Genomic DNA, 23,609 nt, shown 5'->3' with positions numbered 1-23,609 from the left:
CCGGCACAGACCGTGCTATGCTTGGCCATCTTCGTCGATCCCTCCCTTGTTATGCGAACCTAAAGTTCGTTCAACCATTCGGGTCCCGATGAAGTGCCGATCGCGATCTCGCTACGCCAGACAGCCCTCAAGGCTTCGGTGGGCACCGATCCGATCGAACGGCGACCCAGCTCGGGCGGCCACCCGGGCTGGGCCATTCCTCACGGAACGGCTCAACATAACCGATCAGGCTAATACAAGGGTGGGCAAAGGCGCAAAGCGCCGTGCCCACCTTCGTCTCATGACTGTGATTGGTGGGCACGCTCCGCTTTGGCCACCCTACCACACCATTTCCTTGGCTTACTTCGTCACCAGCTCCGGCACCTTGCCCGCCGGGGGGGTATTGCGGCTGCGCTGGGTGCGCACGATACCGTCGATGATGGTCATGCCGATGCCCGGGAGGTCGCCGAGCTGCACGCTCTCCAAAATGGTCTTGCCCGGCGAGTGCTGCGCCTTGTCCATGATGACGAAGTCGGCGGAGCGGCCCACCTCGATCAGGCCGCAATCGAGCTCGCGCATGCGCGCGGTGTTGCCGGTGGCTAGGCAGAAGGCGATCTCGGCCGGCAGCTCGCCGAGCGAGGACAGCATCGACACCATGCGCAAAATGCCGAGCGGCTGCACGCCGGAGCCGGCCGGCGCGTCGGTGCCGAGGATGACGCGGTGGAGATCGCCCATCTCGCGCGCGGTGCGCAGCGTGAACAAAGCCGAGCGCTCGTTGCCGTTGTGCACGAGCTCGAGGCCGCGCTTGCAGCCCTCACAGATGCAGCGGATTTGGTCGTCGGGGAGCGCCGTGTGGCCGCCATTGATGTGACCGACCACGTCGGTGTCGGCCTCCAGCACCACGTCCTTGTCGATCAGGCCGGAGCCGGGGATCGAGGGGCCGCCGGTGTGGATGGTGCTCTGGATGCCGTATTTGCGCGCCCAGCCGACCATCTTGCGTGCCGTCGGGCCGTCCTTGACGCCACCGAGACCGACTTCGCCGAGCAGTTTGACGCCATTGGCGGCCATCTCCTTGAAATCCTCCTCGACCATCTCGCATTCGATCACCGGCGCGCCGGCGTGAACCTTCACGCCGCCGGGGCGCAAGGTCCAGAACGCGCGCTGGGCGAACACCGCCATCGCCTTGAGGCCGACAACGTCGCGGGGACGGCCGGGCGTGTGCACTTCGCCGGCCGAGATCATGGTGGTGACGCCGCCATGCAGGTAGCTGTCGATCCAGTTGATCTGGTTCTGCCGCGGCGTCCAGTCGCCCGCAACAGGGTGGACGTGGCTGTCAATCAGGCCCGGCGCGACCGTGGTGCCGTGGGCGTCGACGATCGTCGTCGCGCCTTCCGTGTCGACGTCCTTGAAGCGGCCGATCGCGGTGATCTTGCCGTTCTCGGCAACGATGGTGTCGCCGTCCAGGATGGGCTTTTCCAGGGCGCCGGACAGGATCAGGCCGATATTCCGGATCACGAGCTTTGAGGGTCCGGTGGCCTGGGGTGCGTCATGCGCCATGGAAGGGGCTCCTTATTCCTAGCTGCAACGCTGCCGATCTTGGGCAGCCTTGACCGCGGGATCAAGCCGGATTATTCATTAGTATACGAATGATCGTGTACAAACGACGCATAGCTGCCCGCCTCGGAACCGCATGGAAGCGACAGGGAAGGTGTGATGAGCAATTTCAATCAGGAAAGCGTTTTGAGCGTCCACCACTGGACGGACACGCTGTTCTCCTTCAAGACCACCCGCAGCCCGACCTTCCGTTTCCGCAACGGCGAGTTCACCATGATCGGCCTCAAGGTCGGCGAGAAGCCCCTGCTGCGGGCCTACAGCGTCGCCAGCGCCAATTACGAGGACACGCTGGAGTTCTTCTCGATCAAGGTGCCGGATGGTCCGCTGACCTCGCGGCTTCAGCATTTGAAGGAAGGCGACGAGATCATCGTCAGCCGCAAAGCCACCGGCACGCTGGTGATCGACACCCTGGAAGAGGGCCGAAACCTCTACCTCATCGGCACCGGCACGGGCCTCGCGCCGTTCCTGAGCGTGATCAAGGATCCTGAAACCTACGAGCGCTTCGAGAAAGTGGTGCTGCTGCACGGCTGCCGGCACGTCAAGGAGCTCGCCTATGGCGAGATGATCACCGACACGCTGCCGAAGGACGAACTGATCGGCGAGTACATCCGCAATCAGCTGATCTACTATCCGACCGTCACGCGCGATCCGTTCCGCAATCGCGGCCGCATCACCGACCTCATCACCTCGGGCAAGCTGTTCAGCGACATCGGTCTCCCGGCGCTGGAAGCTGCCCACGACCGCGTCATGATCTGCGGCAGTCCAGCGCTGGTCGCGGACACGCGCGTCCTGCTGGGTGAACGCGGCCTCATGGAGGGCAATCACGGCGAGCCGGCCCAGTTCGTGGTCGAAAAGGCCTTTGCCGAGCGCTAAAGCCCATTTCCGTTCCGATGCGCATCGGAACGGGGCTCCAGATTCTTATTTTGACGCGGTTTCTTTACGAGGACCGGTCTCCACCTCCCTCGAAAACGTTCTAGGCCCGTAATTCCTGCCCAATAAGGTCGCATTTTCGCCGTCGGGCGCCCGTTGCGGCGCCGATTCGGCGCACGATACTATGTGGGAGCGAATCAGCGGAGTTCCCACATGGTTGCGGACAGCGACAGCAACATCGCCTGGCACCGGGTCCAGTTGAAGAAGAACCGCGCCGAGTTGAAGGCGCTGGAGACCGCGCGCTTCACGATGGGCGAGATCGCCTCGTCGAAGCGGAACGGTCAAACCCAGAAGACCATCGCGGAACTCAAGCGCAAGATCGCGCAGTCCGAGCGCGTGATCGCCGATCACGACAAGCGCACGCGCCGACCGCTCGCGACCGACCTGCAAAGCCTCAGCAATGGCAGCTGGAGCCATTGGGACGCCTACACGCAGCAGCGCAAGACCGGGCAGCGATCTCCAGGACGCGGGTAGGCGCGTCTCTCGACACTTGCGACTGAAGCGGTGGGCGCGTTCGGCCCTTGCACGGCCCGCGCCGTGCACCATCTCGGTGAGACGCCAGCAATCACTCCGGTGAACCTATGACCGCGCGCCTCGATTTCACCAGCGAGGCCTTCTTTCGCGATCCGCCCAAGGCGATTGCGACGCTGCGCATGTCTGGCCCCGTGGTCGCGACGCGATTTCCTCTCGTCGGCGACGTCTGGATCACCACAACCCATGACGCCACCGCGCGGGTCCTGAAGGACGGCGCGACGTTCACGTTGCGAAGGGAGGATGGCGACGTCGCTGGTCTGCGCTGGTGGATGCCGAGATACGTCAGGACCATCGCCAACAACATGCTGACGATGGACGAGCCGGATCACACGAGACTCCGCGGCATCGTGGACGAGGCCTTTCGTCGGCGCTCCGTCGTCGCGATGGAGCCGCGCATCCGCACTATTGCCGACGGTCTCGCCGACGAGCTCTTTGCGAACGGAAGCCCGGCCGATCTGGTTCAGCGCTACGCGCGTATCCTGCCGCTTGCGGTGATCTCCGAACTCCTGGGCCTGCCTCCGGCCGACCGTCCGAGATTCATCGCCTGGGCCAACACGATGTCCTCGCTGACCAATGTGGTCAGCTTTTTCCGGCTGCTGTTCGCGTTCCGCAAGATGCGCGCCTACCTCGAGCGGCAGTTGCAGATCGCACGTGTTCAAGGCGGCGAAGGCCTGATCGCAGAGCTGGTCCAGGTTGAGCGCGAGGGCGGCCAGATCACGCCGGATGAAATGGTTTCGATGGTCTTTCTGCTGCTTGCGGCCGGATCGGAGACCACCACGCATCTCATCAGCGGCTCGGCGTTCGAACTGCTCCGGCATCCCGGGTTGCGCGATTGGCTCGAAGAGGACTGGAGTCGCGTCGGGCTTGCCGTCGAAGAGTTCCTGCGCTTCGTCTCGCCAGTGCAATTCTCAAAGCCACGTTATGTGCGGCGGGATCTCGACGTCGAAGGCGTGCGCCTGAAGAAGGGCGATCGCGTCATGGCGATGCTCGCCGCGGCGAACATGGATCCTACGGTGCACGATCGCCCGGAACGCCTCGATCTCGCGCGCAGGCCGAACCGTCACATCTCGTTCGGGACGGGGATCCATTTCTGCCTCGGCCACCAGCTCGCGCGCATCGAGGCGGCGTGCGCGCTCGAAGCGCTGTTCGTACGATGGCCAAAGCTTGCCTTGGCCATCGATCCGGCCGAGGTCCGCTGGCGCAGGCGGCCGGGTTTGCGTGCGATTGCGAAACTTCCCGTCTCGACTGAAGGCCGCGGAACAGAGGCGGCGCGCGCCGAAGCGATGATTGATCGTTCCCTCACCGCGGCCAGCTGAGTCGGCGATCTTTCGGAAAATCTTTGCCGAACGTGATCAGTCAGGAACGGCATGCCGCTGGCCCTGTTATCATCACGACCTTGAACGCGGCGACGAGTTCCTTGGCCGCGTCGCAGGTCGACGTCTTAACGGAGACAAGATCATGGCCAGCAAGATGCCACCTGTCCCACCGGATAATCAGAGCCCGAAGGGAACTGGCGACGCCAAGCAAGTGTCGGCGGATCGGATCCCGCACGGCCAACAGCGCGTGGAAAATCCGGACCAGCAGGGACAGCAGGGCAACATCAAGCAGAACACGACAATCAAGGCTATCAGCAAGATCGCTGAGGAGGACGACATTCATGTCGACATCCACCAAGACACCAAACAGCATTCGTCAGGGCGGACCTGGCGCTTCGCACGAGAATGCGAAGGCCCCGTGGACGTGAAGAAACCGCCGGCGGACGATTTGCAGCGCAGCCACAGCCGGATCTCCGGCGGAGGCGGCGAGCGCGATTCCCATCACAGGCACGATGAAGCCGGAAAGGGCGGAGGCAGGTAGTTCATGAGCAGCAAGCAACCCAAGTTGTACATGCCTAGCGATAAGGACATGCGCGAAAATCCCCTGATCGGAGGATCCAAGGGAGCGACAATGGCGGGCGCGTCACCCGACGACCTCGAAGATGCTTTCGGTGAGAACACAATCGAAGGCGATCGCGAGAATGATGTGGGCGTCGGCGGCGGCATCGACAAGGACGTCGCACATGGCGGCGCGCACCGAAGGCGCCGGTAGGTCCGGAGAACAGCAATGCAAGGCAAGAAGACCCACGAGCAGCAGGTTCGCATTCTCGAGCGCAAGCCCGATGTTCCCGACGCGCGGGAGCTCGATCAGGCCATCGGCCATAATGCCGAGGACGCTGCTGTTCATCGCGCGCGCTCGGAAGCCAGGCACAGCGAATACGCAGTAAGTCGCGGCGGCCTCAATCAGGAGAGCGACCACAACAAGCACAACGATTCCGGCCAGAGCGGCCACAAGCCGCCGAAGCCAATGCCGGCGCAACAGAAGCACTAAGTCTTCGGAAGATCACTGCAAGAGGAGAAACCGATGCCAGCAGGGCACGGCAGCAAGACGCACTTCAGATCGGGAATGCATGGCAAGGGCGATGGCACTGGCGCCATGGCCGAAATCCCGAAGGACAAGATCGGCGACAACATGGTGCTGTCAAACCGCGACAAGGCACAGCATTCGGACATCCGCGGCATGGATGGCAAGTTCATCCAGACCGAGCAGTATCAGGACCATGCAGCCAACCGGCTCGACGATGAGCCGGAGACCGACGAGACCTAAGAAGTGGCCCTCCTCCCGAGCAACTCGTGGACCGGTTCAGCCGGTCCGCTTTTTGGTCGGCGCCGGATCGCGCTCCCAACCGAACACGGAGCGGCCGTCGAGGTCGGGCGAGGCAGCACGCTCGCCGGCGATGTAGGCCTCGACCGAGGGGCCCTGCGCGGTCCGCTCCAGCCGCCGCGCCTGGTCGTCGAGCCGCTTGATCGCCTGCATTTCCTCCTCGCGACCGAGCTTGGCGTTCTGAATCGCGCCCTTCAGCACTCGGATAGTTTCGTCATAGACCTTGATCGGAACCGGGTAGGGATGTCGGTCCTTGCCGCCATGGGCGAGCGAAAAGCGCGCGGGATCGTTGAAACGATAGGGTGCGCCGTGCACGACCTCGGCGACCATCGCAAGTGAGCGCACGGTGCGCGCACCGACGCCGGGCGTCAGCAACAGCTCCGGGAAATCGACCGGGCCGCGCTCGGCCGCGGCGGCCAGGGTGCCGTGCAAGCGTCGTGCGAACACGTCCTTGGGGCGGACGTCGTGATGCGCGGGCATGATCAGATGCGGCAGCATGGCCTGCGCCGGCTCGAGGCCGGTGAGTCGTTCGAACTCGGAGACAATGCGATCCGGGCCAAGACCTCTCAACAGCTCGAGCTGCGCGGTGCGCGAGACATCAGCGCGATGGTCGGTGAGGTTGACGATCTCGCCTTGCTTGGGACCGTCGATCGCAGTGTGGGGTGTATCGACAAAACTCTTCAGCGCCTCGGAATGCCAGTGGTAGCGGCGGGCCTGCCGCTTGTCGCCGTTCATGCCCTGCTGCACCACCGTCCATTTGCCCTCTGCGGTGACGAAGAAGCCATGGAGATAGAGGTCGAAGCCGTCTTGCACAGCCGCGCTGTCGACCTTCGCCACCAGGCGGCTGGCACGCACCAGCATTGCGCCGTCGAAGCCGACGCGCTCGCCGAGCTGCAACAGCTCGTCCGGTGTCTTGCGTGAATGCTGGCCGCGGCCGCCGCAGACATAGATGCCGAGCTCGTCCTGGAGCGGTCCGAGTCCACGCTTCAGGGCGCCGATCACGGAGGTCGTGATGCCGGAGGAGTGCCAGTCCATCCCCATAACTGCGCCAAACGACTGGAACCAGAACGGATGCGACAGCCGCTGCATGAACGCGTCGCGTCCGTAATGATGCACGATCGCCTGAGTGACGATTGCGCCCAACGAGGCCATACGGCTTGCCAGCCACGGCGGAACACGTCCGCTGTGCAAGGGAAGATCGGCGCTGCCGCTACGTCGAGTCATGGGCGCCTCAAATTAGCTCAATTCGCCAGCGGTTGCACCAGCGGAATGCTGCGTTGCACGAGCTAGGGGAGCGAAGCTGGGCGGCAGGCGTTGAGCGCTGACGCGTACGTAAGGTCAGGGACAGCAATGAATTGGCAGACCCTTATGGCCGACATCGACAGGATGTTCGGCTGGATACCCTCATGGTTCATCGGCCTCGGCTTGGTCGCCGGCGCGATGATGCTTGCTCTGTCGTTCTATCGGTTCGCTGTTTGGCTGCTCAATCGCGCTTTCGGAACCCGGCTTCCGCTCCTGAGTGTGTTCATCGAGCGCACGTCCGGCCCGGCCCAGCTGGCGCTGTGTCTGGCTGCCGTCGCACTGGTCCTGCCCCTTGCGCCGCTCGACGATACGATCCGCACGCCGCTGATGCGCCTGTTCGTCGTGGCCGTCATCGCGTTGATCGGCTGGATCTCGATCCGGATCGTCGACATGAGTGCGGCGCGATACTTGCAGAATTTTCGCGACGTCACCGAGAATTTCATCGCGCGCAAGCACGTCACGCAAGTCCGCGTGTTCAAGCGCGTCACCGACACCATCATTGTCGTCATCACGGTCTCCACCGCGTTAATGACGTTCGATTCGGTGAGGCAATATGGCGTCAGCCTGTTCGCCTCCGCCGGTGCCGCCGGTATCATCGTCGGTCTTGCCGCGCGGCCGCTGCTGAGCAATCTGATCGCGGGCTTGCAGATCGCCATTACCCAGCCGATCCGCATCGAGGATGCCGTGATCATCGAGAACGAGTGGGGATGGGTCGAGGACATCGCCTCGACCTATGTCGTGATCCGGCTGTGGGATTGGCGCCGTATGGTGGTGCCGCTGTCCTATTTCATCGAAAAGCCGTTTCAGAACTGGACGCGCGACACCGCCTCGCTGATCGGTGTGGTCGGGCTCCATGTCGATTACCGTGCCGATGTGGCGCGCATCAGGCGTTGGCTGGAGGAGGCGGTGAAGGAGTCCAAGCTCTGGGACGGCGCCGTGGTCAATCTCCAGGTGATCGACGCAGATTCGCGCACAATCGAGCTTCGCGCGCTGGTCAGCGCGCGCAATGCGCCGCAATCTTGGGACCTGCGCTGCGAGATCAGAGAGAAGCTGGTGGCCTTCATCCGCGACGAGATGCCGGAGGCACTGCCGCGCGAGCGTGCGATCCTGATCCCCTCGGGTGACGATGATGCCGATTTGCCGCGGCGCGCCGCGCCGCCGGAGAAAATGCGGGCGAGGGCCCATAACTGACCGGCGCGTCCGTTCTTGCTGGCCGGAGGCTGGTACTCGCGCGTCTTCGCCGTCGGCGCGCGCGGGCGTGCTGAGCAGGGCGGTGCGCGAGGCGCCTAGTGCGATTCTCGTGCGAACAGCCTCACTGGGCGCGGATGTTGGCGGCCTTCAGCAGCGGCTCCCACTTCGCCGCCTCGGCATGCATATAGGTGTCAAAGTCCTTGGCGGAGGAGCCGACCGGGGTGGCGCCGATCTTGTCGAGCGTCGACAGGACGCTCGGATCCTGCAGCGCCGCCTTCAGGTCGGTTTCAAGCTTGGCGACGATCTCCGGCGGCATCTTCGCCGGACCGAGCACGCCCCACCAGACCGAGACGTCGTAGCCGGGCACGCCGGCTTCCGTGACGGTCGGAACATCCGGCAGCGCCTTGGAGCGCTCGGCCGAGGTCACCGCGAGTGCGCGCACCGGGCCGCCTTCGAGCTGGCCGATCGCTTCCGCGAGCGGATTGATGCTGAGCGGAATCTCGCCGGCGATCACCGCCGTCAGCGCCGGTGCGCCGCCCTTGTAAGGGATCGCCACGATCTTGCTAGCCGACATGTATTTGAGCAGCTCGCCGGCCAGATGCGCCGAGGTGCCGTTGCCGGACATGCCGTAGGAGAGCTTGTCCGGCTCCTTCTTCGCCGCGGTGAGGAGATCGCCAAGCGTCCTGTAGGGGCTGTCCTTGGCGACGACGATCGCGAGCGGCGAGGAAGCGAGCTCGGTGATCGCGGTAAAATCCTTGAACGTGTCGTAGGGCACGCTCGGATAGATGAACTGATTGAGAGGATGACCGCTCGCGACCAGGATCAACGTGTATCCGTCCGGCGCGGCCTGCGTCAGCGCCTGCGAGGCAACGATGCCGCCTGCGCCCGGGCGGTTGTCGATCACGGGCTGCTGGCCCCAGGTCTTGGCCAGCGCCTGGCCCAGCGTGCGCGCGAGCACGTCCACCGCACCGCCGGCGGCGTAGGGGACCAGAATGTGGACCGGCTTGCTCGGATAATTGTCGGCGGACTGCGCGGCGCCGCCCGCCAGCAGCAGACCGGCACACAGCATCAAACCGCCGATCTTCTTGTTCAAACCCTGCATCTCCCAGCACTCCTTGAGGGCATTCGGCCGCCTGCCGGCGGCCTCCAGGCCGCCGCGGATGCCGCCCGTTGTTTTTGTTGACGAGACTTGATCTTTTGTACGATAGTACAAATCGCATGGTACGCAAGTCCACCAGCAGGGAAACGGCCCGCAAGCCGAACATGCGCGAGGCGATCCTTGCCGCGGCCGAGGAGCTGTTCGCCACCAACGGCTTCAATGCTGTGTCGGTGCGCGACATCGCGCAGGCTGCCGGGGCCAATCCCGGCAGCGTGACCTATCATTTCAAGACCAAGGACGGCCTGCTGCTGGAGATCTATCGGCGCCATTGCGGGCCGATGAATTTGCGCCGATCCGAACTGCTCGCGGCCGCCAAGCGCGTGCGCGATCTCCAGGATCGGCTGGAGGCGATCGTGCGCGCTTATGTGGTGCCGGCCTTCACCTCGGGCAGCGATCTCGCCGGCGGCGGCGCGCGCTTCACGCGGCTGCGCGCCGTGATGTCGGCGGAAGGCAACGAGGTCGCACGAAAAATCATCGCGCAGACGTTTGACGACACCAGCCACGCCTTCATCGACGCGATTCACGAGAGTCTGCCACACATTCCGCGCACCGACATCGTCTGGCGCAGCCATTTCCTGCTGGGTGCACTCTATTATTCACTGGTGACGCCGGAGCGCGTGTCGCGCCTGTCGCGCGGTGAGGCCGACGGCGGCGATGCCGCCAATGCCATCGAGCAATTGGTGCAGGCCACCGTTGCCGCGTTCCAGGCGCCCGCGCTGGATCAAGCCGCGCCGGTGCGGCGGCGGCCGGTCGTCAGCAGCAAGACTTGAAAGAAGCCGCACGAGGGGAGGCGCGGCCTTGCGCTTCAGCTCGCAAGTGGACCATGTGACGGGGTGTTGAGGACATGAATAGGCGGGAGTGCTTGCATCTCTTGACTGGCCTGGCCGGAGCGGCGCTTGCGAATGAAGCACGCGCGCAAGGCGCCGAGCCGAAGGCGATCCCCACGATCGCGCCGCCGGATGCAAATCCCAAGACGCCGTCGTTCAAGCTGCCAGCGAAATCTTGCGATAGCCACATCCACATCTTCGGGCCCGCGTCGCGTTACCCCTTCGCGGAAAAGCGACGCTACAACACGGCCGATGCGCCGCTGGAGGCATTCCGCAGCGTGCACGAGAAGATCGGGGTCGAACGCAGCGTCATCGTCAATGCCACCGTTCACGGCACCGACAATCGCCTCGTGACCGATGCCAGCTGAAGATCATGATGTACACGCCGACCATTCCGCCGCCAGACCCAAACACGCGTAGGCCGAAATTCAAGCTGCCAAGGCTGGCTTGCGACGCGCATTGCCATATCTTCGGTCCCGGCGCGAAATATCCGTACGCGCCAGACCGCTCCTACACGCCGCCCGATGCGCCGCTGGAGGAATTCCGCGCGCTGCATGTCAAGCTCGGCGTCGAGCGCGCCGTCATCGTCAATGCCAGCGTGCACGGCACCGACAACACGGTAGCGCTGGACGCTCTCGCGCAGAGCAACGGCGCCTATCGCGCGGTCGCAAACATCGACGACACCATCACCGAGCGCGGGCTTCGCGTGCTGCACGAGGGCGGCTTCCGCGGCTGCCGTTTCAATTTCGTCCGCCATCTCGGCGGCGTCCCCGATAAGAGCGTGTTCGACCGCGTCATCGCTATGGTCGCGCCGCTCGGCTGGCATATCGATCTGCATTTTGACGCGATCGACTTGCCCGAATATGCCGACATGCTGGCAAGGCTGCCGCTGAGCTACACCATCGACCACATGGGACGGGTGAAGACCTCCGATGGGCTCGACCAGCTTCCGTTCAGGATTTTGGTCGAACTGATGCAGCGCGACGAAAAATGCTGGGTCAAGATCTGCGGCTCGGAGCGGGTGTCCTCGGCCGGTCCGCCGTTCACGGACGCGGTGCCGTTCGCGCGCAAGATCGTCGAGACCGCGCCCGATCGCGTCATTTGGGGCACCGACTGGCCTCATCCGAACGTCAAGGTGATGCCGAACGACGGTGACCTTGTCGACCTGATCCCGCTGTTCGCGCCGGAGGTGGAGTTCCAGCAGAAGATTCTGGTCGATAATCCCGCGCGCCTGTTTGGGTTCGACCAATGACGGCGCTCGCGATCGAAAAGCCGCGCGGCCGCGCCTGGTGGAAGGAGCTCTGGATCCAGGTGCTCATCGCCATGGCGGCCGGCATCGCGCTTGGGATCGCCAGTCCCGAGGCGAGCGCCAAGATGCAGCCGCTCGGGGATGCCTTCATCAAGGCGATCCGGATGCTGATCGCGCCGATCATCTTTTGCACCGTCGTGCACGGTATCGCGCACATGGCCGACATGGCGCGCGTCGGGCGCGTTGCGGTGAAGGCGATCGTCTATTTCGAGGTCATGACCACGATCGCGCTAATCATCGGTCTCGTCGCGGTGAATTTGCTCAAGCCCGGCGTCGGCATGAACATCGATCCCGCCAGCATCAATGCCAGCGCCATCGAGCCCTATGTCAGGCAGACCGGCGCGATCGGATTCGTGCCGTTCCTGATGAACATCGTGCCCGCGACGTTCGTCGGCGCCTTTGCCGAGGGCAACATTCTCCAGGTGCTGTTCATCTCCGTACTGTGCGGCTTTGCCCTGGTGCAGCTCGGCGAGCGTGCCGCGCCGCTGGTGCATCTGATCGACATCGCCGCCAAGATGGTGTTCGCCGTCGTCGGCTTGGTAATGCGGGCGGCGCCGATCGGCGCGTTCGGCGCTATCGCCTTTACGGTCGGCAAGTTCGGCGTGGGCTCGCTCGCCTCGCTCGGCAAGCTGCTGGGGGGCTTCTACCTCACCTGCGTGGTCTTCATCATCGTGGCGCTCGGCCCCGTGGCGCGGCTCTGCGGCTTCTCGCTGGTCAAGCTGATCCGCTATATCTGGGAAGAGCTGCTTATCTGCATCGCCACGACATCATCGGAAACGGTGTTGCCGCGGATGCTGACCAAGCTGGAAAAGGCCGGTTGCGAGAAGAGCGTCGTCGGACTTGTGATCCCGACCGGCTATTCCTTCAATCTCGACGGCACCTGCCTCTATCTTGCCGCTGCCTCGGTTTTCCTGGCACAGGCGACCAACACGCCGTTCGGCCTTGCCGAGCAGATCGAGCTGCTGCTGATCCTTCTCGTGACCTCCAAGGGCGCGGCGGGGATTGCGGGCGCGGCCTTCGTCGTGCTGGCGGCGACGCTGTCGGCCACCGGCACCATTCCGGTGACCAGCGTCGCGCTGGTGCTCGGCATCCATCGCCTGATGTCGCAGGGGCTGACGCCGACCAATCTGATCGGGAACGCGGTTGCGACGATCGCAATTGCCAAATGGGAAGGCGCGCTCGATGGCGAGCGCCTCCGGCATGTGCTCGACGGCGAGGAGCAAGCGGCCGCCGCGGCTTGATGAACCGGCTTCCTGCCTGGGGCAGACGGCCTATGATGCGTACAAACGAAAAAGGGGAGTTTGTCCGATGAAAACTGGTCTCGTGATCACCGCCCATCCCGGCGATTTCGTCTGGCGCGCCGGCGGCGCCATCGCGCTGCATGCGAAGAAGGGCTATCGCATGAAGATCGTTTGCATGTCCTTTGGCGAGCGCGGCGAGAGCCAGTTCGCCTGGAAGGAGAGGGGGGCGACGCTGGAATCGGTCAAGGCCGGCCGCAAGGACGAGGCGGAGCGGGCGGCAAAGCTGTTAGGTGCCGAGATCGAGTTCTTCGACTGCGGCGATTATCCGCTGAAGCTCACCGAAGCGCATTTTGATCGCATGGTCGACATCTACCGCGAGCTCAATCCGAACTTCGTGCTGACGCACGCGCTGGAGGACCCCTATAATTTCGACCATCCCAACGCTGCGCATTTCGCGCAGGAGACCCGCGTGGTCGCGCAGGCGATGGGCCATAAGCCCGGCGCGCAGTACAAATACTCGGCGCCGCCGGTGTTCCTGTTCGAGCCACACCAGCCGGAGCAGTGCAACTACAAGCCGGACCTGCTCCTCAAGATCGACGAGGTCTGGAAGGAGAAGTACGAGGCGTTCCAGATCCTGGCCGCGCAAAAGCATCTGTGGGGCTATTACGAGCGCGTCGCGCTCAACCGAGGCATCCAGGGCAGCCGCAACACCGGCGTGCCCATGACCTATGGCGAGGCCTATCAGCGTCTGTTTCCGACCGTCGCGGAGGAACTCGCATGAAACCGGTCGTCGTTCGCAACATCAAGCGTGCCGATCCCGCCGGCATGGCGGAATACGGCGTTTCGACCGTACATGAAGCCTATGGTCGCACCGGCCTGATGAAGCCATATTTGCGGCCGGTCTGGGCGGGCGCGGCGATTGCGGGTCCCGCGGTCACCGTGCTGGCGCAGCCCGGCGACAATTGGATGATCCATGTCGCGGTGGAGCAGTGCAGGAAGGGCGACATCCTCGTCGTCGGCTGCACCACCGACAATACTGACGGCATGTTCGGCGAATTGCTGGCGACCTCGCTTAGGGCGCGCGGCGTGCAGGGATTGATCATCGATGCCGGCTGCCGCGATGTCAGAGCGCTGCATGAGATGAAGTTTCCGGTGTGGTCGCGCGCAGTCTCGGCCAAGGGCACGGTGAAGGCGACGCTCGGCTCGGTCAATGTCCCCGTGGTCTGCGCCGGCGTCAATGTCGATCCCGGTGACATCATCGTGGCTGACGACGACGGCGTCGTCGTGGTGCCGAAGCGGTACGCGCCCGAAGTCGCCGAGAAGGCGAGAAAGCGCAATGCCGAGGAAGGCGGCAAGCGCAAGCGTCTCGCCTCGGGCGAACTCGGTCTCGACATGTACAGCATGCGCGAGGCTCTGGCCAAAGCCGGGCTCGTCTATGTCGACAATCCCGAGGACGTTTGAGGCAACGGCAGGAGCGGGCGGATGGATCGTCTCAAGCTGAAGGCCGTGCTCGGCAGTCATCCCCATGTCCAGGCGGTGAAGAGCGGCGCGCTCCGCTCCGACCTGTTCGATCTCGAGTTCATCGAGTACAGCCCGACCAACACCGCGTTCAAGCCGATGGTGCGCGGGCAGGCCTTCGATGTCTGCGAGATGGCCATCGTGACCTATCTGATGGCGAAGGCGCACGGCAAGCCGCTGGTGCTGCTGCCGGCCACCATTCTCGGCCGCTTCCAGCATGCCTACGCGCTGTACAATCCCGCGCGAGGAACGCTCGGCCCGTCCGACCTCGAAGGCAAGTGCGTGGGCATTCGGTCCTTCACAACGACGACCGGCGCTTGGATCAGGGGCATTCTCGCCAACGACTACGGCGTCAAGCTCGACAAGATCCGGTGGGTGACGTTCGAGGATCCGCATGTCGCCGAATATGTCGACATCACCGAGCGCGCCCCGAAAGACAAGAAGATTCTCCAGATGCTGGTCGACGGCGAGCTAGACGCGGTGCTTGGCGAGAGCTCGGTCGATCCCAAGCTGAAGCCGCTATTCCCCGATCCGGCCGCGGAAGCCGCCAAATGGTATGCCCGGCGCGGCGTCGTGCCGGTCAATCATCTCGTGGTCATGACCGAGCAACTCGCCAAATCGCGTCCCGATATCGTCGTAGGCGTTTATGATCTGCTCAAGCGGAACAAGGAGCAGGTGGGACCTGCGGCCTTGCCGGATCTCATTCCATTTGGCATCGAAGCGAACAGGAAACCATTGGAACTGATCGTCGATTACGCGTTCCAGCAGGCGCTGATTCCGCGCCGCTACGCGGTCGAGGAGCTCTTTGACGAAACGACACGAGGGCTGAACTGATGGCGGATCCGAGGCGATGGCAGGTCGGGCTGGTTGGCTATGGCGAGGTCGGCAGGATCTTGGCCGAGGATTTGCGCCAGCAGGACATCAAGGTATCTGCCTACGACATCAAGCTCGGAGGCGAGCAGAGCGCTTCACTGGAGGAGCATGCCGCGAAATTCGGCGTGGTGCTCGCAGGCTCTCATGCCGAGCTGACCGCGAAGTCCGATTTCATCATCTCCGCGGTCACGGCCAGCCAGGCTGTTCCGGTGGCAAAAGCCTGCGCAGGCGCGATCAACCAAGGCACCTGGTTCCTGGACTTCAATTCGGCTTCACCGGGCGCCAAGCAGCGCGCTGCTGCACTGATCGATGGCGCTGCCGGTCGCTATGTCGAAGGCGCAGTGATGACTTCGGTGCCGCCGTATCGCATCAAGGTGCCGCTGCTGCTCGGCGGCGCGGGCGCGAGAGAACTCGAGCCGCTCCTGAATGCGATCGGATTCTTGGCGAAGGTTGCCAGCGACAAGCTCGGCGTGTCCTCCGCGGTGAAGATGTGCCGCAGCATCATGATCAAGGGCCTGGAAGCCATGGTCATCGAAAGCTTCACCACGGCGCGAGCCTATGGCGTGGAAGATGCCGTGCTGGCATCGCTTACGGAAACTTTCCCCGCGATCGACTGGGAGAAGCAGGGCGCCTATTTCTTCCAGCGTGTGATCGAGCACGGCCGCCGCCGCGCCGAGGAGGTACGGGAGGTCGCCGAAACCGTGCGCGAGGCGGGACTGACGCCCTGGTCCGCGCAGGGCACCGCCGAGCGGCAGGCCTGGGTGGCCGATCTCGCCGATGAAGGGCTGTTCGGCACCAAGGGCACCAGGGAGTTCGCCCGTAGCGCTGACTGGCGCACCGAGGCGGATCGGATCCTCGCGAAGATCAATCGCGCAAATAATCAGCTCAAGATCGTTCCACGGAGCTGAAAGCTCACGACCTGGTCGCGGGCGCGTTCGATCAGGTCAATCAGATTCCTGGACTTGAGGGCGAGTTGCTCCGTGGCCGGTTGCGTGCGGAATTCGGCCAGCACCGCGCGAACGCATTTGTCGGCGGCGTCGAGCGTCCAGAGCGTCCGGTTGACATCATCCTGCGTCCGGATCCCCGAAATATCGAGATCCGAAAGAACGTGGCCGATGCCGTCGAGCCGCTTCACCGCCGCGTCGGTGGGCGTTCCGGTCTGCTTGGAATGATGGTCGATGCTGCTGAATGCGCTGAACATATCGATACTTTCCCGATCGCACGCAAATGATCGGTCCGAGTCCTAGTTATGACCGGCGCGGCGGGCCTCGCAATGCGTGGAGTTACGGTCCGGGATTCTACCGAATTGAGTCAGCGGTAACATTGAACGGAAGCAGCCAGTAATCAGGGCCGTTTCCCGACAATCGTACCGCTGCGGACCGGCCTTGCCGTGGACGGAGCGACTCTGCGGTGTCGCGACATCAGCTCTGGGGGCGAAGCAGATTCGGCCGCTGCCGCTCAAATGTCTGTCGGCCAGCCTTGAAGCCCATCACCAAGTCAGGCAACTCCGCGATGACGAAGCGGCTGTCTTGCGTATCGAGCACGACGAGGTCGGCGGGGTTGCCGACCTTGATGCCGTAATCGCCAAGGTTCATCAGCCGCGCCGGCAGCTCAGTCACGAGATCGAGGCAGGTGTCGAAATCGCTCACGGCGGCGTGGGCGACGTTGGCATAGAAGTTTGCCATCCGCAGCAGCGAAGCGTCACCGAACGGCGTGAACGGATTGAGGACGTTGTTGGTGGCAACCGAGCACACCACTCCATTGTCGGCCAGCTTGTGGGCGAGCGTCAGCCCGCGCGGCGCATTGTGGGTGGCCTGCCGTCCCATCAAATAGAGATCGGTCGCGGGCAGCACGGTCACCGCAACGCCTGATGCCGCCAGCTGCGCGGTGGCCGCCTTCATCCGTTGCGGCGGCAGTGCCGAGAGCTTTGTGGCGTGGCCGATTGCGACGCGTCCCCCATACTTGCGCCGTTCGGTCTGGCGGCAGACCTCGTCGAGATGCCACCAAGAGGGATCGAGATCGAAATCGAGATGGAGATCGACATCGGCGTCGAACGTCTCGGCGAGATCGAAGATGCGTTCGAGATGGGCGTTCGGGTCGGTGTCCATATAGGGACAGCCGCCGATCACCTCGCCGCCATCGCGCAGCGCCTGGATGAGCAACTCCTCAGCTCCGGGGTCGTTGGTCAGGCCTTCCTGCGGGAAGACGCAGAGCGACAGGTCGATCGCCCAGGCATAGTCGCGCTTCAGCGCCTTAACCGCCTCGAAGCCGCGCAAGGCGATGCGCGGATCGATCTCGACATGAGTGCGCATGCGCGTCGTGCCGTGCACGATCGCGCGCTCGAGTACCCAGGCGCCGCGGGCATAGACGTCCTCGACGGTGAAATCGCGCTTCATCGCGGCCACGGCGCGGATAGCGTCCGAAACACTGCCGTGATCGTGCCCACAGCGGCCGAGCAGGCATGCTTTGTCGAGATGGATGTGGGTATCGACGAATCCGGGCAGGGCAAGGCGGCCGCCGATATCGACCTCGGGCGCGTCGCAGGCGAGCTTTGGCTCGATCGTGGCAATACGCCCGCCTTTCACGCCGATATCGACGGGCGCGGCGGATGATCGCAACAGCGCGTTACGAAAGATCAGGTCGAAGGCGGACTGGGTGATCATGGCTTCGTCGGATTTTGCTGTCAGAGCCTAGCGGAAGCTGCCGAGGCGGGCAGTACCGAATTGTGTGCAATTTTGGCGCTAAACTGTTCAAAAAATATGCATGCAGTTCAGGGCGCGAGCTGTAAGATGTCGACACCCCGGAGAACCCGCCATGTCCGCCTTTGCAAAAGCCGAACTGCCGATGACCGATGCCAAGATCGTCGAGGCCTATTTGACGGCCTCAATGAAACCCGACCCCGACGCCGCCGCGACCTATATGAAGCCGGGCACGGTGATCACATTCACCGGCGGACGTGAGTTCGATCATCCGCGCGGGCCGACAGCTTTCAACGCCAAGCGGTATCGCTGGGTGAAAAAGAAGATGGACCGCTTCGATGTCTGTCCCGGTGCGGACGAGACGATCGTCTACAGCGTTGGCACGCTCTATGGCGAGTGGATGGACGGCACGCCGTTCGAGGGCAATCGCTATGTCGATCGCTTCGTCGTCAAGAGCGGGCAGATCGTCAAGATGGACGTCTGGAACGACAGCGCCGAGCGCATTCTGGTCCAGCGCGGGATCGAGGCCTAACTCCTGCGCGCGATTTTCGGCAGCTTGACGACGCGGTCGCTCGCCACCTCGTCGGCATAGGGCGCGAGAATGTCGAGGAGGTCGCGGCCGCGCAGCGGGGCAGGGGCGACTAATGCCCGATTGGCTACGGAATCGAGGTGATGGTGCATCAATTCCATCACCTTGGCTTCGTCGCCTTTGGGGAGCGCAGCAATGATGGCGCGGTGCTCGTTGATCGCGCATTCCGTCGAATGCGGTCGGCTGTACAGCGACAGCGTCAGGCAGCAGCGATAGGCGACCTCGCTGACATAGCGCACCAGGATCGGGCTGTTCGTCATGTGCGCAAGCAGGATGTGAAATTCGGTGGCGAGCCGAATCGAGACCGCATCCGTGCCGCCGCGCGCCCGGTCCTCGGCATCGACATGCGCGTTCAGCTCGGCGATCTGGCTTTTGGTCAGCTTGCCCGCGAGCTGGCGGACCACGAGCCGCTCGAGCTGGATGCGGATGTCAAAGGCATCTCGCGCCTCCTGCCAGCTCGGCGTCGCCACCACCGCGATCCGGTTGCGGCGCAGCTCGACAAGGCCTTCGGCGGCAAGCTGTCCCAGCGCGTGGCGGGCAATGGTGCGGCTGACGCCAAAGCGCTCGCCAAGCGAATCCTCAGGCAGCTTTGCGCCGGGTTCGAGCGCCTGCTCGATGATCGCGCGCCGCAGTGCGCGGCAGATCACGCCGACCTTGTCAGATGATTCAGAAGTCTTGCTGGTGGGGCGCGCCGCCATTCGGCGAATCCTTCGGAGTGGGTCGCAGCCCTCTCCTTAGCACACCCTGCGCCGATCCAGCGTTTCAATTGCATGCAGTTTGGTGTCGCGATTGCCTAAATCGGAACCGCAATTTTGGTACGCTGTTCGGTAAGTTGCTTAATATTCTGCGGACGTCGGCGACTGGCATCTAGCTTGCATACACTTTGGGTGTGATGCGCATGCAACCCAACGCCAAATTTGACCGGCAGCCTCTTCCTGACGGCTTCGGTCTGGTCGCCATCCAGCTGTCCGAGACCGCCGTGACCTTCGGGCGCGGCGACCGGGCCGTGTCCGCGCTGTCGAAGACGACGCTCCGGATCGCCGACGGCGAGTTTGTCGCGCTGGTCGGCCCGTCGGGATGCGGCAAATCGACCATCTTACGTCTCGTCAGCGGCCTGGTGCAGCCGACCAGCGGCGTCGTCATTGTCGGCGGCCGCGAGGTGGCAGCGCGGGCGATGCGGGTCGGCATGGCTTTCCAGAATCCGACCATGCTTCCGTGGATGACGATCGAGCGAAACATCATGCTGCCGCTGAAGATCGTCGAGCCGTTCCGCTCCAATTTCCGCAAGCTGCGCAAGACCGAATTCCGCGACAAGGCCAACGCGCTGCTGGAGCAGGTTGGCCTCAAAGGCTTCGGCAATCGTTACCCCTGGCAGCTCTCCGGCGGCATGCTCCAGCGCGCCAATCTCTGCCGCGCACTGATCCACGAGCCGCGCATGCTGCTGCTGGATGAGCCCTTCGGCGCACTCGACCAGTTCACCCGCGAGGAGCTGTGGACGATCCTCCAGAATCTCTGGATGACGCGCAAGCCGACGGTACTGCTGGTCACGCACGATTTGCGTGAAGCCGGCTTTCTTGCGAGCCGCATCTGCGTGATGAGCGCGCGTCCCGGCCGCATCCTCGACGACAGCCGGGTCGAATTCGCGCGGCCGCGCAAGGTCGCCATGACCTTCGAGCCGGATTTCGTCGCGTTGAACCAGAAGCTGCGCGCTTTCATCGAGGATACGCGCAGTGCGGCTGAGCAGGGGGCAGGCTGATGTTCGGGATCGATGTCAGGCAGAAGGCGTGGTCGGCGGGACTGATCGTGCTGTTCTTCGTCGCCTGGGAGCTGTTCTGCCTGATGACCGGCATGTCCGACCTGGTGCTGCCGCGGCCCTCGCAGGTGTTCGTGACCCTGTTTCAGCGTTTCCCGGTGCTGTGGCCGCACATTGTGCAGACGCTGGCCACCACCATGTTCGGCTTCGTCCTCGGCGTTGCGCTCGGTGTCGCCCTCGGCGCCGTCATCGGCGTCTCCAAGACGGCCTATGACACCTGCTATCCGCTCCTGATCGGCTTCTCCTCGATCCCCAAGGTCGCGGTGGTGCCAATCTTCGTGCTGTGGTTCGGCTCCGGCACGGTGCCCGCGGTGCTGACCGCGCTGTCGATCTGCTTCTTCCCGATCGTTGTCAACATTGCCACGGGCCTGGCAACCACCGAGCCCGAGCTCGAGGACGTCCTGAAGGCGCTCGGCGCCAGCAAGTTCGACATTCTCTGGAACGTCGGTCTGCCCCGGACCATGCCGTTCTTCTTCGCATCGTTGAAAGTCGCGATCTCCTACGCCTTCGTCGGCGCGGTTCTGTCGGAGACGGTCGCCTCCAACCGCGGCATTGGCAACGTCATGATGACCGCGTCCTCCAATTTCAACGTGCCGCTGGTGTTCGCCGGGCTGTTCGTGCTCGCCGGGCTCGGCGTCGCGCTCTACGCCGTGTTCTCGCTGATTGAAGGGCGGGTCACCGGCTGGGCCACGCGCAAGAACGACGTGATCGCCACCTGATTTTCAAATCGTCACGCAACGGAGCTTGAGGAGATCTCGATGTTGAGAAACGTAATCGTCGCGCTGCTGGGATTGGCCCTATCCGCTGGCGTCGCCACGGCCGAAGACACCACGATCAAGTTCACGCTGGGCTGGAAGACGCAAGGCAGCGATGCCGCGTTCTTCTACGCCAAGGACAACGGTTACTTCAAAGAGGAAGGCCTCAACGTCGTCATCGACCAGGGCGAGGGCTCCGGTGCCACCGTCACGCGTGTCATGTCGGGCGCTTATGACGCCGGCTTCGGCGACGTCAACGCCATTATCCAGAACGCCTCGACCAAGCCGCAGGAGGCGCCGATCATGGTCTACATGATGTGGAACCAGCCGCCGTTCGCGATCGTCGCCAAGAAATCAAGCGGCATCAACACCATCAAGGATTTCGAGGGCCGCACGCTCGGAGGCGCGCAGGGCACGCCGACGACGCGGCTGATACCGGTATTCACCCGCAAGAACGGGCTCGATGGCGAGAAGATCAAGATTTCCAATATGGCGCCGAACCTCCAGGAGCCGATGCTGATCAAGGGCGACATCGACGCAGCGCTCGTCTTCAATATCACCAGCTACTTCAACCTCGTGCTCAACCGCCAGGACCCGGACAAGGATTTCAAGTGGTTCTCCTTCGGTGAGTACGGCCTCGATCTCTATTCCAACGGCGTGATGGTGTCGCGCAAGCTGATCGCCTCGAATCCGAAGGCTGTCGCGAGCCTCGTGCGAGCCATCAACAAAGGCGCGATCGCGGTGGCCAAGGACCAGAACGGCGGCATGAAGGCGGCGCTCAACTACGACAATCTCATCAATGCGGATGTCGAGAAGCGCCGGCTGCAATATTCGTTCGAGAAGCTGATCGTGTCGCCCGAGATGAAGGAAATCGGCATCGGCGACATCAAGGATGACCGCATGACGCGCGCCATCGCCATCGTGGTCGAGGGTTATCAACTCGCCCGCGCGCCGACGCCGGCAGAGGTGTTCTCACGCGAATTCCTGCCGCCGCGCGCGGAGCGGGAGTTGGTGTATACGGCCAACTGATCCTTGGAGAGACGGTGATAGCCGCGGAAATCTCGGCGTCCAGCCTGTTTCGTGGTCCTGACCGCGGCGTTGGCGACAATGTCGTGCTCCGGCACGACGGTGGGACGATCACGGATGTCTCGGAAGGAGCGGGGACCGCCAGGGGCCGGCGCTCCTTCGTCATTCCCGCCTTCGTCAACGCCCACGACCACGCCCGCGCCACTGCGTCATTCTTCGGCGCCGTCGGCATGCCTCTGGAAAGCTGGATCCTGCGGACTGCACTCGGCACGCCGGTCGATCCATATTTGACCGCGGCGTCCGCACTGGCTCGGTCGGCCAACGCGGGTTGCGCGGCCGTGATGGTGCATTACACCCGTCCGAGCGGGATGATGCCCCTGCTGGACGAAGCCAAGGCGATTGCAAGAGCAGCATCAGACGTCGGCGTCCGCATGGCTTTTGCAATGGCGGTGCGCGACCAGAACCCGATCGTCTATGGCGATGCCGAACCGGTGCTCTCGGGTCTCTCCAAGGAAGGTCGCAAGACCGTCGAAGATCTCTTCGTCCGCGCACCAATGTCACCGCGGGCCTATATCGAGCTGACCGAAGCGATTGCCGCTGCCATCGCCGGCCCGATGGTGGACGTCCAGCTCGGGCCCGCCGGCGTGCAATGGTGCTCGAAGCCGCTGCTGGAGGCGGTGGCGGAAAATTCGGCGCGGACCGGCCGTCGCATCCATATGCATCTCCTGGAAACCGTGTACCAGCGCGCCTGGGTTGATCAGCACTTCCCGGATATGGTGTGCTGGCTGCGCGACGTTGGCTTTCTCTCGGAACGGCTGACTCTGGCGCACTGCATCTATGCCCGGCCGGATGAGCTGGAGATGATCGCGGCGTCCGGCGCGCGCATCGTCACCAATTTCAGCTCGAACATGCATCTGCGCTCGGGGCTTGCGCCGATTGCCGCCGCCCATAAATGCGGCTGCGCCATTGCGGTCGGCATCGACGGGCTGGCGCTGGACGAGGATGATGATATCCTGCGTGAGATGCGGCTGGTGCAGATGGTTCATGGCGGCCTCGGATTCAAGCAGACTTGGACACCGGCCGAGATGTTTGCTCTCGCCATTCGCAACGGCCGCCGTGCGACCGGCGCGCCCGGAAGTGGCGAGTTGGCCACCGGCAATCCCGCCGACTACGTCGTGATTGATCTCGACCGGCTCGATCGTGACCAGATCATGCCCGTCGATCCCATGGTACTGCTGTTTGCACGAGGCAACGCGTCGCTCGTCAATGAGGTCGTCGTCGCCGGCAGGACAATCGTGAGGGATGGCGCCTGCGCCGGCGTCGATCTGCCGGTGATCGAAGAGGAACTGCGGGGCATGTACCGCGCCAATCTCGGAAAGTTCGCGAACTTCCAGCGGACGTGGCTGCCGTTGTCGGAGCGACTGTCCGGCTGGTTCGAGCAGCAGCTCACCTGCGGATAGAGGGGCATGACGCCTCCCTGGCGCTGCGGTACATCGAAAAGCGCGATAGCTGGTAGGCGGCACCCGATCTGGTGATCGTTCCAGCTCTGG

26 protein-coding genes and 2 pseudogenes are annotated in these 23,609 nt (G+C 63.6%); 22 read left to right on the top strand and 6 right to left on the bottom strand.

Features of this window, described 5'->3' with window-relative positions; translation table 11 throughout:
- Positions 1–339: 339 nt before the first annotated feature.
- On the bottom strand, positions 340–1,536 hold the full coding sequence (locus tag IVB12_RS30270) for an amidohydrolase family protein (RefSeq protein ID WP_247304602.1): 1,197 nt from the start codon (positions 1,534–1,536) through the stop codon (positions 340–342).
- Between the two features lie 156 nt (positions 1,537–1,692).
- Between IVB12_RS30270 and IVB12_RS30265 the strand changes: the two genes are divergently transcribed.
- From IVB12_RS30265 to IVB12_RS30230, 8 genes and pseudogenes are all read left to right on the top strand, one after another.
- Positions 1,693–2,466, top strand: coding sequence for a ferredoxin--NADP reductase (locus IVB12_RS30265; RefSeq protein ID WP_247304599.1), 774 nt, complete (start codon positions 1,693–1,695; stop codon positions 2,464–2,466).
- Positions 2,467–2,676: 210 nt separating this feature from the next.
- Entirely contained in the window at positions 2,677–2,997 is a 321-nt protein-coding gene (locus IVB12_RS30260) for a hypothetical protein (RefSeq protein WP_247304597.1), read from the top strand.
- A gap of 107 nt (positions 2,998–3,104) precedes the next feature.
- Complete coding sequence (locus IVB12_RS30255; RefSeq protein WP_247304594.1) at positions 3,105–4,373, top strand: cytochrome P450; 1,269 nt, start codon at positions 3,105–3,107, stop codon at positions 4,371–4,373.
- Positions 4,374–4,515: 142 nt separating this feature from the next.
- A pseudogene (locus IVB12_RS30250) lies at positions 4,516–4,700 on the top strand (hypothetical protein).
- Positions 4,701–4,714: 14 nt separating this feature from the next.
- Positions 4,715–4,914: pseudogene (locus tag IVB12_RS30245) on the top strand (hypothetical protein).
- Between the two features lie 3 nt (positions 4,915–4,917).
- The gene (locus tag IVB12_RS30240; protein ID WP_247304590.1) at positions 4,918–5,145 is read left to right on the top strand and encodes a hypothetical protein; all 228 of its coding nucleotides are present in this window, start codon (positions 4,918–4,920) and stop codon (positions 5,143–5,145) included.
- Positions 5,146–5,160: 15 nt separating this feature from the next.
- Positions 5,161–5,424, top strand: a complete 264-nt coding sequence (locus IVB12_RS30235) for a hypothetical protein (protein ID WP_247276857.1) — start codon at positions 5,161–5,163, stop codon at positions 5,422–5,424.
- 33 nt (positions 5,425–5,457) lie between these two features.
- Positions 5,458–5,700, top strand: a complete 243-nt coding sequence (locus IVB12_RS30230; RefSeq protein WP_247304588.1) for a hypothetical protein — start codon at positions 5,458–5,460, stop codon at positions 5,698–5,700.
- A 36-nt stretch (positions 5,701–5,736) separates the two neighbouring features.
- Here IVB12_RS30230 and IVB12_RS30225 read toward each other — a convergent pair whose 3' ends face one another.
- Positions 5,737–6,981 (bottom strand): DUF763 domain-containing protein, encoded by a 1,245-nt coding sequence (locus tag IVB12_RS30225; RefSeq protein ID WP_247304586.1) that lies wholly within the window; start codon positions 6,979–6,981, stop codon positions 5,737–5,739.
- Between the two features lie 126 nt (positions 6,982–7,107).
- Here IVB12_RS30225 and IVB12_RS30220 point away from each other — a divergent pair, with 126 nt between their 5' ends.
- Positions 7,108–8,250, top strand: coding sequence for a mechanosensitive ion channel family protein (locus IVB12_RS30220; protein WP_247304584.1), 1,143 nt, complete (start codon positions 7,108–7,110; stop codon positions 8,248–8,250).
- Between the two features lie 121 nt (positions 8,251–8,371).
- Here IVB12_RS30220 and IVB12_RS30215 read toward each other — a convergent pair whose 3' ends face one another.
- Positions 8,372–9,352 (bottom strand): tripartite tricarboxylate transporter substrate binding protein, encoded by a 981-nt coding sequence (locus tag IVB12_RS30215; protein WP_247304582.1) that lies wholly within the window; start codon positions 9,350–9,352, stop codon positions 8,372–8,374.
- Positions 9,353–9,468: 116 nt separating this feature from the next.
- On the opposite strand from IVB12_RS30215, the gene IVB12_RS30210 reads away from it, so the two are divergent.
- The 8 genes from IVB12_RS30210 (at position 9,469) to IVB12_RS30175 (ending at position 16,085) form a co-directional block, all read left to right on the top strand.
- Complete coding sequence (locus tag IVB12_RS30210; RefSeq protein WP_247304580.1) at positions 9,469–10,179, top strand: TetR family transcriptional regulator; 711 nt, start codon at positions 9,469–9,471, stop codon at positions 10,177–10,179.
- A gap of 92 nt (positions 10,180–10,271) precedes the next feature.
- Positions 10,272–10,604: an amidohydrolase family protein gene (locus IVB12_RS30205; protein WP_247304578.1), complete on the top strand. Its 333-nt coding sequence runs from the start codon at positions 10,272–10,274 to the stop codon at positions 10,602–10,604.
- A gap of 5 nt (positions 10,605–10,609) precedes the next feature.
- A complete protein-coding gene (locus IVB12_RS30200) occupies positions 10,610–11,488 on the top strand; it encodes an amidohydrolase family protein (protein ID WP_247304577.1) in 879 nt (292 codons plus the stop codon).
- Positions 11,485–12,786, top strand: a complete 1,302-nt coding sequence (gene dctA, locus IVB12_RS30195) for a C4-dicarboxylate transporter DctA (RefSeq protein ID WP_247304574.1) — start codon at positions 11,485–11,487, stop codon at positions 12,784–12,786. Before IVB12_RS30200 ends, dctA begins: the two co-directional genes overlap by 4 nt.
- 67 nt (positions 12,787–12,853) lie before the next feature.
- A complete protein-coding gene (locus IVB12_RS30190; RefSeq protein ID WP_247304571.1) occupies positions 12,854–13,567 on the top strand; it encodes a PIG-L deacetylase family protein in 714 nt (237 codons plus the stop codon).
- Positions 13,564–14,247: a 4-carboxy-4-hydroxy-2-oxoadipate aldolase/oxaloacetate decarboxylase gene (locus IVB12_RS30185; protein ID WP_247304568.1), complete on the top strand. Its 684-nt coding sequence runs from the start codon at positions 13,564–13,566 to the stop codon at positions 14,245–14,247. Before IVB12_RS30190 ends, IVB12_RS30185 begins: the two co-directional genes overlap by 4 nt.
- Positions 14,248–14,268: 21 nt before the next feature.
- Entirely contained in the window at positions 14,269–15,138 is an 870-nt protein-coding gene (locus tag IVB12_RS30180; protein WP_247304565.1) for a hypothetical protein, read from the top strand.
- Positions 15,135–16,085 carry a DUF1932 domain-containing protein gene (locus IVB12_RS30175; RefSeq protein ID WP_247304629.1) on the top strand — a complete coding sequence of 317 codons (951 nt, stop codon included), beginning with the start codon at positions 15,135–15,137 and terminating at the stop codon, positions 16,083–16,085. Before IVB12_RS30180 ends, IVB12_RS30175 begins: the two co-directional genes overlap by 4 nt.
- On the opposite strand, the gene IVB12_RS30170 is transcribed toward IVB12_RS30175, so the two are convergent.
- The gene (locus IVB12_RS30170; protein ID WP_247304563.1) at positions 16,058–16,378 is read right to left on the bottom strand and encodes a hypothetical protein; all 321 of its coding nucleotides are present in this window, start codon (positions 16,376–16,378) and stop codon (positions 16,058–16,060) included. The genes IVB12_RS30175 and IVB12_RS30170 overlap by 28 nt on opposite strands.
- A gap of 220 nt (positions 16,379–16,598) precedes the next feature.
- Complete coding sequence (locus tag IVB12_RS30165; RefSeq protein WP_247304560.1) at positions 16,599–17,840, bottom strand: amidohydrolase family protein; 1,242 nt, start codon at positions 17,838–17,840, stop codon at positions 16,599–16,601.
- 151 nt (positions 17,841–17,991) lie between these two features.
- Here IVB12_RS30165 and IVB12_RS30160 point away from each other — a divergent pair, with 151 nt between their 5' ends.
- Positions 17,992–18,408, top strand: coding sequence for a nuclear transport factor 2 family protein (locus IVB12_RS30160; RefSeq protein ID WP_247304557.1), 417 nt, complete (start codon positions 17,992–17,994; stop codon positions 18,406–18,408).
- Here the strand turns inward: IVB12_RS30160 and IVB12_RS30155 are convergent.
- Positions 18,405–19,163, bottom strand: a complete 759-nt coding sequence (locus IVB12_RS30155) for a GntR family transcriptional regulator (protein WP_247304554.1) — start codon at positions 19,161–19,163, stop codon at positions 18,405–18,407. The genes IVB12_RS30160 and IVB12_RS30155 overlap by 4 nt on opposite strands.
- Before the next feature lie 200 nt (positions 19,164–19,363).
- Here IVB12_RS30155 and IVB12_RS30150 point away from each other — a divergent pair, with 200 nt between their 5' ends.
- Genes IVB12_RS30150 through IVB12_RS30135 form a run of 4 tightly spaced genes read left to right on the top strand, consistent with a single transcriptional unit; the run spans position 19,364 to position 23,519 of the window.
- Complete coding sequence (locus tag IVB12_RS30150) at positions 19,364–20,221, top strand: ABC transporter ATP-binding protein (RefSeq protein ID WP_247304551.1); 858 nt, start codon at positions 19,364–19,366, stop codon at positions 20,219–20,221.
- Complete coding sequence (locus IVB12_RS30145) at positions 20,221–20,997, top strand: ABC transporter permease (protein ID WP_247276874.1); 777 nt, start codon at positions 20,221–20,223, stop codon at positions 20,995–20,997. Before IVB12_RS30150 ends, IVB12_RS30145 begins: the two co-directional genes overlap by 1 nt.
- 39 nt (positions 20,998–21,036) lie before the next feature.
- Positions 21,037–22,062, top strand: a complete 1,026-nt coding sequence (locus tag IVB12_RS30140) for an ABC transporter substrate-binding protein (RefSeq protein ID WP_247304547.1) — start codon at positions 21,037–21,039, stop codon at positions 22,060–22,062.
- Positions 22,063–22,079: 17 nt separating this feature from the next.
- Positions 22,080–23,519: an amidohydrolase family protein gene (locus IVB12_RS30135; protein WP_247304626.1), complete on the top strand. Its 1,440-nt coding sequence runs from the start codon at positions 22,080–22,082 to the stop codon at positions 23,517–23,519.
- The last annotated feature ends 90 nt before the right edge of the window (positions 23,520–23,609 follow it).

The sequence above is a fragment of the Bradyrhizobium sp. 179 genome (genome assembly GCF_023073535.1).
In the GTDB taxonomy this organism is placed as follows: domain Bacteria; phylum Pseudomonadota; class Alphaproteobacteria; order Rhizobiales; family Xanthobacteraceae; genus Bradyrhizobium.
This window is presented reverse-complemented; position numbering and strand designations above follow the sequence as displayed.